This is a genomic window from Halotia branconii CENA392 (assembly GCF_029953635.1).
GTDB lineage: Bacteria > Cyanobacteriota > Cyanobacteriia > Cyanobacteriales > Nostocaceae > Halotia > Halotia branconii.
This window is the reverse complement of record NZ_CP124543.1, coordinates 6,400,994-6,417,957: the sequence shown is the minus strand read 5'-3', so window position 1 is coordinate 6,417,957 and position 16,964 is coordinate 6,400,994. Positions and strand designations below refer to the sequence as shown.

Here is a 16,964-nt window from a genome sequence, read left to right as displayed (position 1 = left end):
GACAAAAGACTGGGGAACAAGCCAGGGGAGCAAAAGAAAGAGGACAAGGTGCAGGGGGCAGGGAGCAGGGGGAAGAAAAGGCAGGGGGCAGGGAGCAGGGATAAAAGGAGAAAGAGGTAATTTTTCTTCATTCCCCTCTGCACCCCGCACCCTGCCCCAATTCCTCTTCTCAATGCCCAATCACTAATCTATCGCTTCATAATCAGCCTGTGCTGTACTTTCGTCATCAAAATCAAAATTAAATTGTGGTATTAGGGTTCCATTCATGGGATGCTCTAAGTCTGAGGGCAGCAAATTATCTGAAGTATCTTCAAATTCATCACTATTTTGCTCACTCGCTTGGTTATAAACATCCGCACCAATAGCAAATAAAGTTTGTTGGAAATCATCTAAGCACTGCTGAAACTCTGGAAGTGAAATATCAGAGTTAGTCATCAAGGCTTGGAGTTGTGTAACTTTTTCATGGGCTAAGACTTTCATCTGTTCGCCAATTAAGCTACCGTTATCTTTCAAGGTAGATTCGTAGCTAGACAAAAGATTATTTGCTTGGTTTTTCAGTTCAACTACTTCTTTGCGTCTTCTGTCATCTTCCGCAAATACTTCTGCCTCTTGCCGCATTCGTTCTACTTCACTGGTATTTAATCCACCTGTATTAGTAATCCGAATGCTTTGCTCTCTACCTGTACCTTTGTCTTGGGCAGAAACTTTGAGGATACCGTTGACATCAATTTCAAAAGATACTTCTATTTGCGGCACACCACGGGGAGCCGGCGGGATTCCTGCCAAGAGAAACTTGCCTAGACTTTTATTATCCCTGGACATAGCTCGTTCACCTTGGAGGATGTGAATTTCTACTGAAATTTGCCCGTCAACGGCTGTGGAAAAAACTTGAGACTTGCTGGTAGGAATTGTGGTATTGCGTTCAATTATTTTGGTAAATACTTCTCCCAAAGTTTCAATTCCCAAGGACAGCGGCGTGACATCCAATAACAGAAGGTTATCTACTTCACCGCCCAAAACTCCTGCTTGAATAGCAGCTCCTAAAGCCACTGCTTCATCAGGGTTAACAGAACGATCAGGAGCTTTGCCATTAAAAAACTTGATCAGGGCATTTTGAACTGCGGGAATACGAGTAGAGCCACCTACTAAAATAATCCGATCTATATCTTGTGGTTTCAAGTCTGCATCTTTCAGCGCTTGGATCATCGGTTCGATGGTAGCTTCTATTAAATGCCCTGCCAACTCTTCAAATTTAGAGCGGCTCAGTTCCATCTCCATGTGCTTTGGCCCTGTTTCATCGGCGGTGATGAACGGCAAGTTGATGGAAGTATTCGCCATATTGGAGAGTTCAACTTTCGCCTTCTCTGCCGCTTCTCGCAGACGTTGCAACGCCATTTTATCCTGAGAAAGGTCTAACTTTTCTTGTTGCTGAAAGCATTCAATCATCCAACGAACGATACAGTTATCAAAGTCGTCTCCACCCAACTGGTTATTGCCACAAGTAGCCTTAACTTCAAAAACTCCATCCCCAAGTTGCAGGATTGATACGTCAAAAGTACCGCCTCCCAAGTCGAAGACTAAAATTAGCTGCTCTTGATCTTGTTTATCTAAACCGAAAGCTAAAGCAGCAGCGGTTGGCTCATTGATGATCCGTAAGACTTCTAGCCCAGCAATCGTACCAGCGTCTTTTGTTGCTTGTCTTTGGGCATCTGTAAAATATGCTGGTACGGTAATCACTGCTTGAGTAGCGGTTTCACCTAAGAAGTTTTCTGCATCTTGCTTGAGCTTTTGCAAGATCATGGCAGATATTTCTTGCGGTGTGTAGTTACGTCCGCGAATTTGCACATCTACAGTATCATCTCTACCTTTAACACAGCCATAAGGTACACGATCGCGTTCTGTATCAGTATCATCCCAGCGCCGACCGATGAATCGCTTGATACTGTAGATTGTGTTTTCAGCATTAGTTACGGCTTGGCGTTTTGCCAGCTGACCGACTAAGCGATCGCCACCCTTGCCAAATCCCACAATACTAGGAGTGGTTCGTCCGCCTTCAGAACTAGCGATCACAATCGGTTGACCACCTTCTAAAACAGCGACGCAACTGTTGGTTGTGCCTAAGTCGATCCCTATAACTTTTCCCATACTTACAGTATTTTTACTGAGTGCTTATGCCGTGATGTTTCGCGGACTATCTTTTTTGTATGGGCTTAAAGCGTAGGTCAACCACCGTGTAAATACTGTTATCAACAGTTAAAATACATAAAGTTACTCCAGGGTTAGCTGCTGTTTAGAGAACCGTATCCCCGATTAAAAACAGGCTGCCAAAGTTTAATCAACCTCAACAGCCGTCTGCTTGTAGAGATATGCTCCTTGCTCACTTTAGCTAAAACCTAGGTCTGTTGGTCAAAAAAGTGAGCAGTTACAGCTTAACTATCAGCTGGACTCGCCTGATTTTCCTGTGCGGGTGGCATATCCTCCTTAGGAGCAGCCACTTTAACCATTGCATGGCGCAGCACGCGATCGCCCAAATAATATCCGCGTACTAACTCTTCTAACACTGTTCCTTCTGGATGTTCATCCGTAGGTTCCCGCATTACTGCTTCATGAAGGTTGGGATCAAATTCTTGCCCTTCAGGACGCATTGGTGATACACCTATGCGTTTTAGACAATCTACCAATTGTTTGTAGACACCTTGATAACTTTTGTGCATAGTCATCTCGCCTTCACTTTGAGGCTTAAGATGCGATCGCGCCCGTTCAAAATTATCAACGATTGGCAGTAATTCCAGAATTGTATTCCGCTTCACCTGTGCGTCCAATTCTTCTTTTTCTTTTTGTGTGCGTTTACGGTAATTTTCAAAATCTGCCGCAATCCGCATGTATTGAGTACTGCGTTCTTCTAGTTGAGTTTTTAAAGACTCAATTTGTTGAGTCAATGCAGCCAAAGCTGCTGTTTCTACCTCAGCATTTTGAGTTGCAGCGATGCTATCGTCTTGTGTAACTGTCGTATCTGCTGATACATTATTTTGGGCTGCCACTTGCTCAGTAACCTCGCTGCCAGATTCGTTAGAGTTTATTGGGGCTGGGGAGTCACTCATCATTACTTGCTTTACCTCTGTTGGTTCACCCAATTGCTGGCTTATATTGTTTACTTGTTTATTTTCATCCATCATTATCTATTCATTCCAGACACTATTTATGGCAGCACTTCACCACAGCTTATAACCGTTGCTATGCAAGGTTTACAAGTGAGGCTGATTTTTTACCGACATTTTTCTGGAAGTGATATCAACGTCTTCTTATTGTGACAAATGGTGAACGCGTTAGCATATATGCCTTTGGGGCGGGAACCCGAACGAGTTTAGGGGAATTAAAAATTAAAAATTAAAAATTAAAATCTTCATAGACACAGGACTTACGCAAGCCCAAGTTGTCATTGCGACCGAAACGAAGTGTAGGGAAGCAATCGCAGGATTTTTGCGATTACGTCGCTATCGCTCGTAATGACGAAATTGCGTTAGTTTTGCGTAAGTCCTAAGACAAATTTAGGAGCTAGTTGGTGGTCTTTTCCCATGCCCCATGCCCAATGCCCCATGCCCCATGCCCAACATCACTTTCTATGAATTACTAGTGTAAATGCAAATTTTGTGCTTCAGCCTGGGAATACTTTAACCAGAGGTTTTCCCCATATTATTGCTCATTTATGACTTACTCGTCACCACAACGGCGCAGTACCGCTCTAACTACAAGAACAGAGTTTTCGCCCTTCGGCAACAAATTAGTACAGTCTGGTTTTGTCAATACCGACCAAATGAGACAGGCGCTGATTGAAAGTCGCAAGTCTGGCAGACCCCTGACGGAAGTGTTGGAGTCGCTCACCGGACAGCAGCTATCACCTGAGTTCCTCAGGCAGTACAAGAAACAGCAGCTATTTGAACTTAAAATACTATACGGCGTTGAATTTCTCGATCCGGAAGTCAATGACGTTGGCAATACGATGGTGGGGAGCCTGATTGAAACCCTGATCCCGGTAGATATTTGTCGTCGTCATCGCTTAGTGCCACTATCAAAAAATGAAGACCAAAACCCACCATACGTTTTGGTGGCAATGGTCGACCCGGATAATCTAGAAGCTTCGGATGATTTGAACCGCATCTTGCGCCCCCAAAACTTGGCATTGCAGCGCATGGTGATTACGCAAGAAGATTATCAACAGCTGATCAATCAATATTTAGATGAGTTGGCTGTGCGGCAAAAACATCTGGAACAAGAAAAGTTTACAGATATTAATCAGGACTTAGAAAACCTCGGCAGTCTTGATATCCAAGACGCACCTGAGGAAATGGAAGCTGACCTTGGTTCAGCAATGAAGGGTGCAGAAGATGCCCCAGTCATCAACCTCGTCAACAGAATCCTGGCTAAAGCTTTGCATGAGAAGGTTTCTGATATTCATATCGAACCGCAAGAAGAAAACTTACGCATTCGCTTTCGCAAGGATGGGGTATTGCGTGAAGCTTTCGATCCCCTGCCGAAAAAAATCATCCCAGCAGTGACAGCTCGATTTAAAATCATTGCTAACCTAGACATTGCCGAACGGCGTTTACCTCAAGACGGACGTATTCGGCGGATGTTTGAGGGACGTAAAGTGGATTTCCGGGTGAATACTTTGCCCAGTCGCTACGGGGAAAAAGTAGTACTGCGGATTTTGGATAACTCCTCCACTCAATTGGGATTGAATAAGTTAATTACCGATCCAGAGACTTTACAAATTGTCCAGGATATGGTAGCTAAACCTTTCGGTTTGATTTTGGTAACTGGACCGACTGGTTCAGGGAAAACAACCTCACTGTATTCAGCGCTCTCTGAAAAGAATGATCCTGGAATTAATATTAGTACTGTAGAAGACCCGATTGAGTATAGCTTGCCAGGGATTACTCAAGTACAGGTGATTCGGGAAAAAGGACTGGATTTTGCGACGGCGTTGCGGGCATTTTTGCGACAAGATCCGGATGTGCTGCTTGTAGGTGAAACGCGAGACAAAGAAACAGCAAAAACAGCAATTGAGGCTGCTTTAACTGGTCACTTAGTATTAACTACCTTACATACTAATGATGCCCCAGGAGCGATCGCTCGTCTAGGAGAAATGGGCATTGAACCGTTCATGGTTTCCAGTTCCCTGATTGGGGTTTTAGCACAGCGGCTAGTGCGGCGTGTATGTTCCGATTGCCGTGTTCCCTATACCCCCACGGTGGAAGAACTAGCTCGCTATGGTCTATCTGCTTCTCAAGATGTGGGAGTAACCTTCTACAAAGCTAACAGCCTGACATTAGAAAGCATTGCGGAAGCTAAAGCCAAAAATCAGGTATGTCCAACATGTAACGGCGTTGGTTACAAAGGTCGCTGTGGTGTTTATGAAGTCATGCGCGTCACTGAAAACCTGCAAACTTTAATCAACCAAGAAGCACCAACAGAACGCATTAAAGAAGTAGCTGTGGAAGAAGGCATGAAAACCTTGTTGGCCTACAGTCTGGACTTAGTACGTCAAGGTGCTACCACCCTTGAAGAAGTGGAACGGGTGACGTTTACCGACACAGGTTTAGAAGCCGAGCTAAAAGCCAAACGCAAGAGTGGTCTAACCTGCCGAACTTGTGATGCCACACTACAACCAGAATGGCTGGATTGTCCTTATTGCATGACATCTCGGTTTCAAGATTAGTCAATAAAAATTGGTCAGTTGTCAGTGGTTAGTGGGAAAACAACTGACAACTGACAACTGACAAATAACAAAGGAAATAGAACTATGGAAATGATGATTGAAGACTTGATGGAGCAGATGATTGAAATGGGTGGCTCGGATTTACATTTATCCGCAGGTTTGCCTCCCTACTTCCGTATCAGTGGCAAACTCACTCCCATAGGCGACCAAGTATTGAGTGCTGACCAGTGCCAAAGACTAATTTTTAGTATGCTTAACAATACCCAGCGTAAAACCCTAGAGCAGACTTGGGAGTTGGATTGTTCTTATGGTGTTAAAGGTTTAGCTCGTTTCCGGGTCAACGTCTATAAAGAACGTGGTGCTTATGCTGCTTGTTTACGGGCGTTAAGTTCTAAAATTCCTAACTTTGAAAAATTAGGTCTGCCAGATGTAGTGCGGGAAATGTCAGATAAACCCAGAGGACTGATTCTAGTGACAGGGCCTACTGGTTCTGGTAAAACTACTACCCTAGCGGCCATGATTGACTTGATTAACCGCACCAAAGCTGAGCATATCTTAACAGTAGAAGACCCAATTGAATTTGTTTATGAACCCATCAAAAGTTTAGTCCACCAGCGACAGTTGGGTGAAGATACTAAAAGTTTTGCTAATGCCTTAAAAGCAGCTCTACGGGAAGATCCAGACATTATTCTAGTGGGAGAAATGCGGGATTTGGAAACAATTTCTTTGGCGATTTCGGCGGCGGAAACAGGACACTTGGTATTTGGTACACTGCATACCAGTTCTGCTGCACAAACCGTTGACCGGATTATTGATGTTTTCCCTCATGAAAGACAAACCCAAGTGCGGGTGCAGTTGTCTAACTCATTAGTGGCGGTATTTAGCCAAACTTTGGTATCCAAGAAAAACCCGAAACCAGGTGAGTATGGTCGGGTAATGGCTCAAGAAATTCTGATTGTAACTCCCGCTGTTTCTAACTTGATTCGAGAAGGTAAAACATCTCAAATCTACTCAGCAATTCAAACTGGTGGCAAATTGGGAATGCAGACTTTAGAAAAAGTTTTGGCTGATTTGTACAAAGCCGGAACTATCTCTTTTGAAGCGGCAATGTCTAAAACTTCCAAACCAGATGAAATTCAACGTCTGATTGGTACTGCCGCACCACAAGCAGGTGCAAAACCCGGTGTAGGGGCAGCTAAAGCACATTAAATGAATTGTTCTGTTATTGTTCTATGCCTCTGTGGTTGAATAAAAGACTTTTGAACCGCACAACCGCACATACGCAGCGAAAAGTTGTTAGGAGGAGGCATTGCGTCCTTTGCGGTTCTATTTTCCGTTACCTGTGCGTAAGTCCTGTTTTTTAAGGACTTGAGTCAAGACTTTTGAATATTTTGAATTTTTAAATCTATGCCAACTTACGTTGCTCGTATTCGAGACCCACAAGGAAAATCTAGAAAAGAAAAAATTGTTGCCCCATCTTTGGCACAAGCCCGAACTAATCTTAGAGACCAGGGTTTTGTAGTACAAGATCTCAAACAATCTTTGGGCTTTCAAGCAAGTTTTGACTTGCAAAAAATCCAAAATTCTTTCGTCAAAGTTTCTATTAAGGAAAAAGCGGTTTTCTCTCGTCAACTTGCTACTTTGGTGAATGCAGGAGTGGCAATTGTCAGAAGTCTGGGTGTACTGGCTGATCAGTGTACTAATTCTAAACTAAAACAAGCTTTAGTTGATATTAGCAACGATGTTCAAAGCGGAGTTAACCTTTCTGACTCTATGCGTAAACATCCTGAATGTTTTGATGGATTATATGTCAGCATGATTCAAGCTGGTGAGGTTGGTGGTGTACTTGATGAAGTGCTAAATCGCCTCGCTAAGTTATTAGAAGATGTTGCTCGATTACAAAATCAAATTAAATCAGCCCTAGCTTATCCAACAGTCGTAGGTTTTTTAGCTACCGCTATCTTTGTAGGGATGACGGTTTTTTTAATTCCTATTTTTGCTGGTATTTTCAAAGATTTAGGAACAGAATTACCTGCTCTGACTGAATTTTTGATGACTTGTAGTACCATTTTAAGAAGTTGGTGGTCTTTAGGGATTGTAGGTTTTTTAGTAGGTGCAAATATTGCTTTTAAGCAGTACTACAAAACCCGTGTTGGAAAGGAAACAGTTGACCGTCTTTCTTTAAAATTGCCTTTGTTTGGTGACTTGATTCAAAAATCTTCTGTTGCTCGCTTTAGTCGCACTTTTGGAGCTTTAGCTCGTTCAGGTGTACCAATTTTGACTTCTTTGGAAATTGTGCGAGATACTTCAGGAAATCAAGTAGTTGCAAATGCCATAGATGCAGCACGTCTAGAAATTCAACAAGGAGGCATGATTAGTATTGCCTTGCAAAAAGATCAAGTTTTCCCTGCTATGGCAATTCAGATGATTAGTATTGGCGAAGAAACGGGAGAAATAGATGCAATGTTGATGAAAATTGCTGACTTTTATGAAGATGAAGTTGAGCAAGCAGTCAAAGCATTAACTAGTATTTTAGAACCAATAATGATCGTAGTTTTAGGGGGCATGGTTGGGACGATTATTTTAGCCATGTATCTGCCTTTGTTTAAGGTATTTGAAAAGTTGGGCTAGGAAATGAGCAAATAAAGGATGAAAATAGCAAAATATGATAATTCATCCTTTAAATTTAATATTTATAAAACCATGCCTGTACAAAAATCTTATTATGAAGCTAGCTTGGCAGAATATAGTAATCATCTAGCTGCGATCGCATTATTAAAACAATACCGTCCATACTTGGAAATGATTCCTAGTTTACGTCGTCCAGATGACAGCGTAATCACTATTCCTTTGCCAATTGTCCGTCACCGTCAAACTGAGACAACAGCCCAACAGGCGACTTGCTTACTCTGTGATGTGGCAATTTTAATGTGTGATCCAGAATGGAAAATTAAAACTGGTGCGGAAATTTTAGTCTTTATTCATCGTCACCACGAAGACTTTTCTGACTTGTTAGGACGTTGGCGACAAACACAAGTTTTATTAGATCAAGATTATGAGTGGCTAATGCCTCCCCGCCACAGTCATATTTTAAGTGAAGGGGCTAATACTATATATCCTTTATTTGTGGTTTTTCCTGAGACTTCAGAACGCATTCAGCGAGGTCTTACAGGTGCAGAACTGCCATTTGTGATGCAAACACCCTCCTTGCTATTGGAAGAAGAGATTAGGGATGAAGAGGGGCTAGGGGCTAGGGATTAGAGGCTAGGCATTAGGGGCTAGATTAGAGGTTTTTCAATGAGTATTAATAGTTATAGAGACTTAAAAGTTTGGCAGTTTAGTATGGATTTAGTTGAACAAATTTATTGTATAACTGAGAATTTTCCAAAGCATGAGGTCTATCAACTATCTAGTCAAATGCAAAGAGCGGCGGTGTCAATACCGTCGAATATAGCAGAGGGACACGCTAGAGAATCAACTAAGGAGTTTGTGCGATACTTATCAATAACATTGGGTTCATTGGCAGAGTTGGAAACCCAAGTTATGTTAGCCCAAAGACGGGCATATATAGACAAAGAAAAATTGATATTTACTTTGAGTCAGACAGATGAAATCGGCAGGATGCTACGAGGACTACAAAAATCTCTCAAAACCAAACTAGGGACTAGATATTAGGGATTTATTAAGTAGTTAGTTGGTAGTCAACTTGTTACTAATCCCTAGCCCCTAGCCCCTAGCCCCTTTTATTTCACAAACTGAGGCATGATTTCGGCTGCTGTGAATATGCCATAGATGCCGCGCTGATGCAATTGTTGACCAGCTTTCAGATAACCAAAGGCAGGACCACAAACATTCGCGGCCATACTGGTTTCATCACCTAGAGTAAAGGTATGAGTGGAAATTTTGCCTTCAAAGGTGCGTCCTGTTACCTTAACGTTGGTGCTGAGGGGCTTTTTGGGGTTACGAGTATCGACTACACCACCAACAGTAACGCGATCGCGATCGCAAATTCCGGCAAATTCTAACATTATATCATCGGCGTGTTCCATATTTTCTAAGGTCAACACGCCATTGGTTTTATCTAGTAAAGCTTCTACTTCTGCGTCAGTCATCGCTTTAGCAGTTTCCACTGTGTAACCAGGAATATGACCAATATCTTCTCGAACAGTGGCACGGTAAGCTTCCCAGTTAGCTATTCCTACCCCAAAGGTAATTTCTACTTTGTGAATTTCAGCGTAGCTTTGGGCGGCTAAAGCTGCGGCGGCGGTTAGAAGTCCTGGTGTAGCCCCACATCCTGTCATGTAGGTAATTCCAGCTGCTTGCAATTCTTCTTTCATTGCTAATAGCTGTTCTACGGCACTAGTGCGCTTAATTGCATCTACTAATACTCCACGCCAACCAGCTTTGATAAATTCTTTGGCAACAGAAGGAATAAAGTCATTTGGCAGATTAGGTAAAGCCAAAAAGTACCCATCTACAGGATGAGTGCTGGCGATTAAATCTTGAATACTATCATTTGTTAATGTACCAACTGGTTCTAAATAACCCACTGAACCTTGAGACTGGTAAGCTGCAATGCATTCTTGAGTATTTAATCCTTCAGCAGCGTAAGCGTAGCCTTTTTGATCTGCCGCTGCGACTAAAATCATTTCCCGTTTAGGAGATAGTACTCTGGCGGCTGCTTGCCCTAGTCCGCCGAAACCCAGTACTCCGATGCGGATAGCTGGCGAAAATTTTGGAGAACCTTTGACTTGTTGTAAATTCATAGTCAATTAGTTGAGTTGATTCAAAAGCCTTCAGTATTCATCATCTCAGCTTATGGCTTGTGGCTGATGGCTGATAGCTAAAAGCTACCGAGGTTAATTATGATTCATTATTCAGTACGGTCAATGGTAACAGCATAAGTGGTAGTTCTGATAGCGATCGCATTTTAAGCATAGATCCTAAAGCGATCGCCTGTGTTCTTGCTGCACTTGACTATTGCTCTATTCGTATTCACAATGTAATTACTAGTTTCTTTTCTAAAATGATTTAAACATGGGCGCAGTTATTAAAACCCGAATTGTTAAAATCGGTAATTCTCAGGGTGTTCGTATTCCTAAACCTCTTTTAGAACAAAGCGGTATTCACACAGAGGTAGAAATTGAGGTTCATGGTAATCACCTAATTGTTCGTGCTGCGCCGAAATTACGGGTTGGGTGGGAAGAAGCTTTTGCAGCAATGGCAGAACAACATGATGATGTTCTGCTAGATGATGTAAGCTCAACAGACTGGGATCAGCTTGAATGGGAATGGTAGTTAAGCGTTTTGATGTTTTCCTGGTTAATCTTGATCCTACTATTGGTAGTGAAATTCAAAAAACGCGTCCCTGTGTAGTGATTTCGCCAGACGAGATGAACCGCTATATCGCTACTGTAATTGTTGCTCCAATGACTACAAAGGGGCAAGTTTACCCCACACGCATAGCTTGTCAGTTTCAAGGCAAAGATGGACAGATTGTCCTTGATCAAATTCGCACAGTGGATAAAGCTCGATTAATTAAACAGCTTGGTCAAATTAGTGACTATGAGCAAAAAGCAGTTCTTGATACCTTGGCTGAAATGTTTGCCGAGTGAATGACCTATTATCTACAGCGATCGCCTATCGTAATCATAAGAGCGATATTTTAATAGATTGTATGATCTTGTGATCGCAATATACAGCTAATGTCTGTAGTATTTGTGATGCTATTAACATCACTCATCCTAATATAATTAGTGGTAATTACTTTCTTTATTGAAACTCACGTATCAGTTAAGACCTTATCCGATGATCTCAAAGTAAGTGGTTCGCTAAATGAGCTTTTAAATTATTTTCCTAGTGTTTAGTCGTGGGCGATCGCAGCATACGATAAAAATGATAGTGGATCTCTATTAAAACTTTATAATATCTCTAAGTATTTATACATAAACTTTATATTTTTTTCATTAAAAAAAGTTAAAAATAAACGGTAGGGCTAAAACCTTACTTCGGAAAAATGATGACTCTGTATCGTAATAAAAACCAGAATAGTTGCAACCAATCAACTAGATCATTCTCTTTATTTTTCCTAACTAAGAAATTAAACGGTTTCATAGAATATGTCCAATGACTGGATTAACTTTTGAGAACTGTTTAGTTTCTGATGAAAGCTTGACTTTAATTTTGTAGCATCAGCAAAACGTAGAAGCAATAGTTTAACTAGAATAGTGTATTTTATTCTTTGTTGATTTTTACCAAAGTAAAGATAAAAGTTTATAACCAAGCTTTTTATTACTTTGATAATTATTAATTGAATGGCGATTATACAGATAACAATAATTCTCAATTGAACATTACACAATTTAATGTATTTATCTTGAGTATATGCAACTATACACAGTTACAGAAATTGAGCAAACCCAGCAAGATCTTCCCTATTTAATTGAAGTTATGGAGTGGGTTAAAAGTTTTTTAGCAAGACATCATCCTAATTTAGGAAGACCAGGCCCGGTTTGTCCTTTTGTACCTTATGCTCTCAAATCAAATAGTATTCAAATGGCGGTTATTCGTGGAAATAATTTAACTTTTCAGCAATTAGAAGAGATTGTGAAATGCTACCGAGATATATTCCTTCAAGGGGATACAAAAGACAAAGAATTTGATATCTATAGAGCCTTCTTACTTATTTTCCCTGATGTTCACATAAATGAAAATTTTCAATTAATAGATAGGATTCAGCAAAAACTTAAGCCGTTGTTTGTTGAATCAGGATTAATGCTAGGGGAATTTCATCGAAATACTCAAAGTTCAGGTCTGCACAACCCAAATTTTCGCCCCTTACGTAGTCCTATTCCATTGCTGGCTATTCGTTTTATGGTTGATTCTGATCTTCCTTTTCTTCAAAATCCAGATGATGATCCTTACTTGCGTAGTAAGTATCTTGAAGCTTATTTAAAACGTTTTGCTCATACTTCTACAGATAAAGCAAAGTTAAATACTGCTTATCAAGCATTAGCTTTAGCTAAAGAACAAATTCAAGAAATTCTCATAAATTCTTAATCATTAAGGCTAGCCACGAGATCAAAAAGTGCCTTGTTAGCCATACAAGTCTTCGAGTTGATAATTATTATATATAGTAATCCGGTTTGATTCGGTGAATTTATTTGTGTAGGTAGGGAACAGGAAACAGGAAACAGGGAACAGTTAAGAAGGGATAGATATGTACTGAATCGTGTTCAAAAATCAAATAGGAGTCCTATAGTAATCCTCAACCAGTAGAGTGCTTGACCACTTTATTAAAGTTACGTCCTATTCAGCCAAATAATTTTTCAGTCAGTTAATTTAAATGCGATCGCCTCAGAGTCATTTAATCATAAAATGATTTCTAAAGAGCGATCGCCACATATCTCAAAAAGATCACCTTCATGGATATGAGTAACCATTATTCTGAACTCCACCCGTATACTGTCCTGGAATTTGGCGGGGAACAGAGAGATTAGACTGTGGTAATTGAGTAGGTTGTTTCCAGATAAAATTTTCAGAATTGCTGGGCGCTATTGGGGTTTGAGGTGTGACAAAATTAGGATTAGGAGTCTGGATAGAATAGGGTGTAATGTTAGTAGATGTAACAGAGTTGACAGGTGGTATCCCTGAAACTGGTTGAACTTGATTAGGTAATGTCTGATTGCTGTTTAAGTTGTTGTAGGGATTTGATGTTGAGTTCGGTACATTGGGCTGAATATAGCTAGTTCCGGTATTTAGTTTTGTAGTAGGTGAAAAAGTTTGACTAGGCAATACCTGACCATTATTTAAGTTATTGTAAGGACTGGGTAAACTTGGTTGAATGTAACCGATTCCAGTATTTAGTTTTGTAGTAGGTGAAAAAGTTTGACTGGGCAATACCTGACCATTATTTAAGTTATTGTCAGAACTTGACCTTGCGTTTGGTACAGTTGGTTGAATATAACCAGTTCCACCATTTAGCCTGGATGGAGTTGAATTTATACCATTAAAACTTGATGGCGACTGATTGGAAGATTGGTTCAGTGGTGTTTGCAGAGGGCTGATTAAGCTATTACTATTTTCACTCTTATCAGTCGGAGTAACCAATCCAATCCCTATCCGAGAAGAAGTTTCTGCTGCACCTGTTAGTTCGGATGATGTGTTTAAAGATTTAACACCTGCAAACTGGCTATTATTTTCAGGTGTTCCAAACCGCAATAAATTTTCTGCCTTTGATACAAAAGGATTTTGCTCTTTAGGTATAGACGCGTTACTAACTGTTCCTAACCCAGAACTTGATTTTACACTGTTAGAAGATTGTTGCTTGCCAATTACATCCTGTGACAAGCTTTTGCTGTTTTTAGCTTGAGAGTTGTCTTGAGAAGTACTTGTAATTGCTGGTAGGTTTATATCCTTTAAGTCATTATACAGAGTTGGTGAATTATCAATGTCTGCTGCAATAGCTTTGTCTTCTGCCGTCAGGGAGGAATCTTGAGGTTGTATGGAGGTAACTTGGTTTTTTTGCTTGTAAGTGAATGCATCTGGATTTGACCAGTATTCTCGAATTACTAGGCCAACCACGGATAAAAAAATTGCTGTTCCCCAAAAACTAGGTTTGCCTAAATTCCATAACCTAGCTTTGACATAACGTAAATAGGCGGGAGGATAATGGCGATGTGGCATGGTTGTCACTCAAATTTAATAGCAACTAATTGGTAAAACTTTACGGAAACTTACAGCGATGGAGAAAATATCTCAATCGAAATTCAATGACAGTTTCACTGTAGCAATTTTAGCTAACTGTTTAAATAGTAACCTAGCCACGTTAGCTGCTATAAGCTTTAGTAACAACTAATTAAAAATTAACTGCACTCTAGTCAATGGTGGATTGATTTTAGATTAGTAGCATAATTTATCGTTTCTATTGGCTAGTTAATTTGCTGAAAAACTATGAATATCATCTAATATTTTCGATAAGTAAGCTTAATTTTAATTTATTTAAGTATAATTACTGAATATGCATTTTCTAATACAATAGCTTTTAATTAGCAGTTTTCGGCAAGGGTAATTATCAGGAAAGTGTGATTTATAGTTGCAAAAACCTAAAGGTATTGATAAGCTGAAACACCAAAATGATAAGCCTTCTGGCGGTTTTTCTGTCGTCACATCCAAAAGTTAGCCGACACAATCATAGGAGTGTTTTTTCGTGAACGCAGCTGAACAGGCAACCAACCTTGAACTCGCCAGCAAGATTGCTACGGTGGTTAATTTATTCAAATTCGAGTTCCCCGATGCCAAATCGGATTTAAAACCTTGGAAGAATGACCCAGAAACCAGAGAATTGGTCGATCCAGATTCGATAGACATTGGGTTTCACTTTCCCGGTATTAGCAAATCTTGGCGCAGTCGCAGTATCTTGATTCAAATTCGTTTTTATCAAGATCCCATAAATAACTCACGGCGGGCGATTGGGATAGAAGTAGCTGGCTTTGACCATCGTGGTGAGGCTTGGCGACTTTCTACGGTAGAGAACTGGAGTTTTGTAGGAGAATCTATGCCTTCTGCCCAAATAGGGGAAAAGCTCAAACAAGTTTGTCGCCAGATTTTAGAAGTGTTTAATAAACCGAGCGACTAAGGAATTATCAATTTTCTTGTTCTTCTAAACACCACTCAAGCTTTTGTTTGAGGTCATTGCAGTAACTGGGTGGTAAAATTTCATCATGCTGAAGTCTACCAACTATAATTCCTGGTGCAATACCGATTTCACAACCAAAATGCGTAATATTTGCTTTACTCAATTTTGGAACTGATGCCAGGAACTGCTTCAGCTTTGCAGGCGGAATAAGTATATCAGCCGCAAACCTGTTTGCTTCTTGTTCCTTTTGTTGATCTTCAACAGATGCAACATCTGTACCCTCTAAAAATAAATCACGCTTACCATGTAGCAAAATGTGACCAGCTTCGTGGAAGAAGGCAAACCATAAATGGTCATTTGTTTTGTAGCGTAAACTGAGTTGAATCAGGGCTTTATCAGGCTTCAACCAATGAGTTGCTCCACTAGTTCTTGCCTTAGGAATTTGAGGTACAAAAACCACAGCTACACCAGCTTTAGCACATAACCGCACTACTTCTGGTTGGAAAATATCTGGTGGCTCTACGGTCAAAGTGCGGATTTTTTGCAGTACTTCTCTAAATTTGTTAGCATCATAACTAGCACAAGCAATTTCAGCTGCTTCAATCTCTCCACGACGTAGCCAACTAGCAACAGCACCAGGATCACTTGGGAACGTCTGAGACTTACGAAAGTATACATTAGTCTTACACCATATTGCCTCCCATTGTTCAGGGGAGGCGACAGCAAAAAAATTTAGCACTTCCCGAAGTTGCTCAACTTTATCTTGATAGTACTGAATCCATTCGGACTTAATCATTGCTTTTACAGGAATCTGATCAAGCCAAGCTACTTGCTTTTTCAAGCGCTCTTGTTCATCCTGTCGCGCTAAAGCTTCTCGATATTGACGTTCGCGGTTATTCCAAAAACTAGCAGGTATATTTAATACCCTCTCTAGTTGTAATGCCGTTTCTGGAGTAAGTGCTGCTTTACCATTGATGATTTCGTTAATTGTTTTTTTTGGTCTCCCAGTGCGTTCTGCCAGATCTGCCTGGGACATCCCCCACTCTTCTAGGACTTCAAGAAGAGTCTCCCCAGGAGGAGAAACGTAATCTGGCGTGTATTGATTTTGGATCTCATTAATCATGGGTATCCTCCACGCCTAGTATTCTAACGGCAGTTATTTTACTCCAGTCAATGCCACCATCTGGTTTGGTCGGAATCGGTGTATCTGTCGGCTCAAATATCAGCCGATATGGATGATCTAAATCCAGAGATAACTGACCTGCGCGGTCATAAAGCAATTCGTGGCAACGTCCTGGAATATTTCGCATATCCTCAAGTACGTTGGCAGCACGTAAATCATCAAGCCTCCGTCGAATGCGTTTTGCTCTATCTGCACCTTGATTTTTCTCTAGAACTCTCTGGTCATTAAACTCTTTTTCAAGTTTTTTGCTTTTAAACACAATATCCATTATACCAAAGGTTCTACCAATATTGTTAACCTTAGAGGTTAACAATATTTTAAGCGTTTACATCACAAATGGTAGAAATTACACATAAGTGAGGATTATCACCCAAATAATAGAACTTATGTACTATATATTGTTCAGGTTTAAAATCACATTTTTG

General features: G+C 40.6%; 15 protein-coding genes. 9 read left to right on the top strand and 6 right to left on the bottom strand.

What is annotated here, in order from left to right; all coding sequences use genetic code 11:
• Window positions 1-183: 183 nt before the first annotated feature.
• Entirely contained in the window at window positions 184-2,145 is a 1,962-nt protein-coding gene (gene dnaK / locus QI031_RS28105) for a molecular chaperone DnaK (RefSeq protein ID WP_281482848.1), read from the bottom strand.
• Between the two features lie 284 nt (window positions 2,146-2,429).
• Window positions 2,430-3,176 carry a nucleotide exchange factor GrpE gene (grpE, locus tag QI031_RS28100; RefSeq protein WP_281482847.1) on the bottom strand — a complete coding sequence of 249 codons (747 nt, stop codon included), beginning with the start codon at window positions 3,174-3,176 and terminating at the stop codon, window positions 2,430-2,432.
• Between the two features lie 530 nt (window positions 3,177-3,706).
• Between grpE and QI031_RS28095 the strand changes: the two genes are divergently transcribed.
• The 5 genes from QI031_RS28095 (at window position 3,707) to QI031_RS28075 (ending at window position 9,394) form a co-directional block, all read left to right on the top strand.
• Window positions 3,707-5,719: a GspE/PulE family protein gene (locus QI031_RS28095; protein WP_281482846.1), complete on the top strand. Its 2,013-nt coding sequence runs from the start codon at window positions 3,707-3,709 to the stop codon at window positions 5,717-5,719.
• Window positions 5,720-5,776: 57 nt separating this feature from the next.
• Complete coding sequence (locus QI031_RS28090; RefSeq protein ID WP_484832958.1) at window positions 5,777-6,928, top strand: type IV pilus twitching motility protein PilT; 1,152 nt, start codon at window positions 5,777-5,779, stop codon at window positions 6,926-6,928.
• Between the two features lie 198 nt (window positions 6,929-7,126).
• Window positions 7,127-8,350 carry a type II secretion system F family protein gene (locus QI031_RS28085; RefSeq protein WP_281482844.1) on the top strand — a complete coding sequence of 408 codons (1,224 nt, stop codon included), beginning with the start codon at window positions 7,127-7,129 and terminating at the stop codon, window positions 8,348-8,350.
• A 72-nt stretch (window positions 8,351-8,422) separates the two neighbouring features.
• Complete coding sequence (locus QI031_RS28080) at window positions 8,423-8,980, top strand: hypothetical protein (RefSeq protein ID WP_281486144.1); 558 nt, start codon at window positions 8,423-8,425, stop codon at window positions 8,978-8,980.
• Between the two features lie 36 nt (window positions 8,981-9,016).
• Window positions 9,017-9,394 carry a four helix bundle protein gene (locus QI031_RS28075; protein WP_281482843.1) on the top strand — a complete coding sequence of 126 codons (378 nt, stop codon included), beginning with the start codon at window positions 9,017-9,019 and terminating at the stop codon, window positions 9,392-9,394.
• A 68-nt stretch (window positions 9,395-9,462) separates the two neighbouring features.
• Here QI031_RS28075 and bioU read toward each other — a convergent pair whose 3' ends face one another.
• Window positions 9,463-10,485, bottom strand: a complete 1,023-nt coding sequence (gene bioU / locus QI031_RS28070) for a (S)-8-amino-7-oxononanoate synthase BioU (protein ID WP_281482842.1) — start codon at window positions 10,483-10,485, stop codon at window positions 9,463-9,465.
• A gap of 271 nt (window positions 10,486-10,756) precedes the next feature.
• Here bioU and QI031_RS28065 point away from each other — a divergent pair, with 271 nt between their 5' ends.
• The 3 genes from QI031_RS28065 (at window position 10,757) to QI031_RS28055 (ending at window position 12,778) form a co-directional block, all read left to right on the top strand.
• Entirely contained in the window at window positions 10,757-11,017 is a 261-nt protein-coding gene (locus QI031_RS28065; protein WP_281482841.1) for an AbrB/MazE/SpoVT family DNA-binding domain-containing protein, read from the top strand.
• Window positions 11,011-11,334, top strand: a complete 324-nt coding sequence (locus QI031_RS28060) for a type II toxin-antitoxin system PemK/MazF family toxin (RefSeq protein ID WP_281482840.1) — start codon at window positions 11,011-11,013, stop codon at window positions 11,332-11,334. The genes QI031_RS28065 and QI031_RS28060 overlap by 7 nt, the downstream gene beginning before the upstream one ends.
• Window positions 11,335-12,103: 769 nt before the next feature.
• Complete coding sequence (locus tag QI031_RS28055; RefSeq protein ID WP_281482839.1) at window positions 12,104-12,778, top strand: DUF6875 domain-containing protein; 675 nt, start codon at window positions 12,104-12,106, stop codon at window positions 12,776-12,778.
• A 363-nt stretch (window positions 12,779-13,141) separates the two neighbouring features.
• Here the strand turns inward: QI031_RS28055 and QI031_RS28050 are convergent, their stop codons facing one another.
• Entirely contained in the window at window positions 13,142-14,404 is a 1,263-nt protein-coding gene (locus QI031_RS28050) for a hypothetical protein (protein ID WP_281482838.1), read from the bottom strand.
• A 523-nt stretch (window positions 14,405-14,927) separates the two neighbouring features.
• Here QI031_RS28050 and QI031_RS28045 point away from each other — a divergent pair.
• Window positions 14,928-15,356, top strand: coding sequence for a hypothetical protein (locus QI031_RS28045; protein ID WP_281482837.1), 429 nt, complete (start codon window positions 14,928-14,930; stop codon window positions 15,354-15,356).
• 7 nt (window positions 15,357-15,363) lie between these two features.
• Here QI031_RS28045 and QI031_RS28040 read toward each other — a convergent pair whose 3' ends face one another.
• Both QI031_RS28040 and QI031_RS28035 read right to left on the bottom strand, forming a co-directional pair.
• Entirely contained in the window at window positions 15,364-16,479 is a 1,116-nt protein-coding gene (locus QI031_RS28040; protein ID WP_281482836.1) for a HigA family addiction module antitoxin, read from the bottom strand.
• The gene (locus tag QI031_RS28035) at window positions 16,472-16,807 is read right to left on the bottom strand and encodes a type II toxin-antitoxin system RelE/ParE family toxin (protein WP_281482835.1); all 336 of its coding nucleotides are present in this window, start codon (window positions 16,805-16,807) and stop codon (window positions 16,472-16,474) included. The genes QI031_RS28040 and QI031_RS28035 overlap by 8 nt, the downstream gene beginning before the upstream one ends.
• Window positions 16,808-16,964 lie beyond the last annotated feature (157 nt).

What these genes read in the sequence shown, in the direction of transcription:
- QI031_RS28060 (WP_281482840.1), top strand. Translation starts at nt 11,011, where the DNA reads ATGGTAGTTAAGCGTTTTGATGTTTTCCTGGTTAATCTTGATCCTACT.
- QI031_RS28055 (WP_281482839.1), top strand. Translation starts at nt 12,104, where the DNA reads ATGCAACTATACACAGTTACAGAAATTGAGCAAACCCAGCAAGATCTT.
- QI031_RS28080 (WP_281486144.1), top strand. Translation starts at nt 8,423, where the DNA reads ATGCCTGTACAAAAATCTTATTATGAAGCTAGCTTGGCAGAATATAGT.
- dnaK (WP_281482848.1), bottom strand. Translation starts at nt 2,145, where the DNA reads ATGGGAAAAGTTATAGGGATCGACTTAGGCACAACCAACAGTTGCGTC.
- QI031_RS28050 (WP_281482838.1), bottom strand. Translation starts at nt 14,404, where the DNA reads ATGCCACATCGCCATTATCCTCCCGCCTATTTACGTTATGTCAAAGCT.
- bioU (WP_281482842.1), bottom strand. Translation starts at nt 10,485, where the DNA reads ATGAATTTACAACAAGTCAAAGGTTCTCCAAAATTTTCGCCAGCTATC.
- QI031_RS28035 (WP_281482835.1), bottom strand. Translation starts at nt 16,807, where the DNA reads ATGGATATTGTGTTTAAAAGCAAAAAACTTGAAAAAGAGTTTAATGAC.
- QI031_RS28065 (WP_281482841.1), top strand. Translation starts at nt 10,757, where the DNA reads ATGGGCGCAGTTATTAAAACCCGAATTGTTAAAATCGGTAATTCTCAG.
- QI031_RS28075 (WP_281482843.1), top strand. Translation starts at nt 9,017, where the DNA reads ATGAGTATTAATAGTTATAGAGACTTAAAAGTTTGGCAGTTTAGTATG.
- grpE (WP_281482847.1), bottom strand. Translation starts at nt 3,176, where the DNA reads ATGATGGATGAAAATAAACAAGTAAACAATATAAGCCAGCAATTGGGT.
- QI031_RS28085 (WP_281482844.1), top strand. Translation starts at nt 7,127, where the DNA reads ATGCCAACTTACGTTGCTCGTATTCGAGACCCACAAGGAAAATCTAGA.
- QI031_RS28095 (WP_281482846.1), top strand. Translation starts at nt 3,707, where the DNA reads ATGACTTACTCGTCACCACAACGGCGCAGTACCGCTCTAACTACAAGA.
- QI031_RS28040 (WP_281482836.1), bottom strand. Translation starts at nt 16,479, where the DNA reads ATGATTAATGAGATCCAAAATCAATACACGCCAGATTACGTTTCTCCT.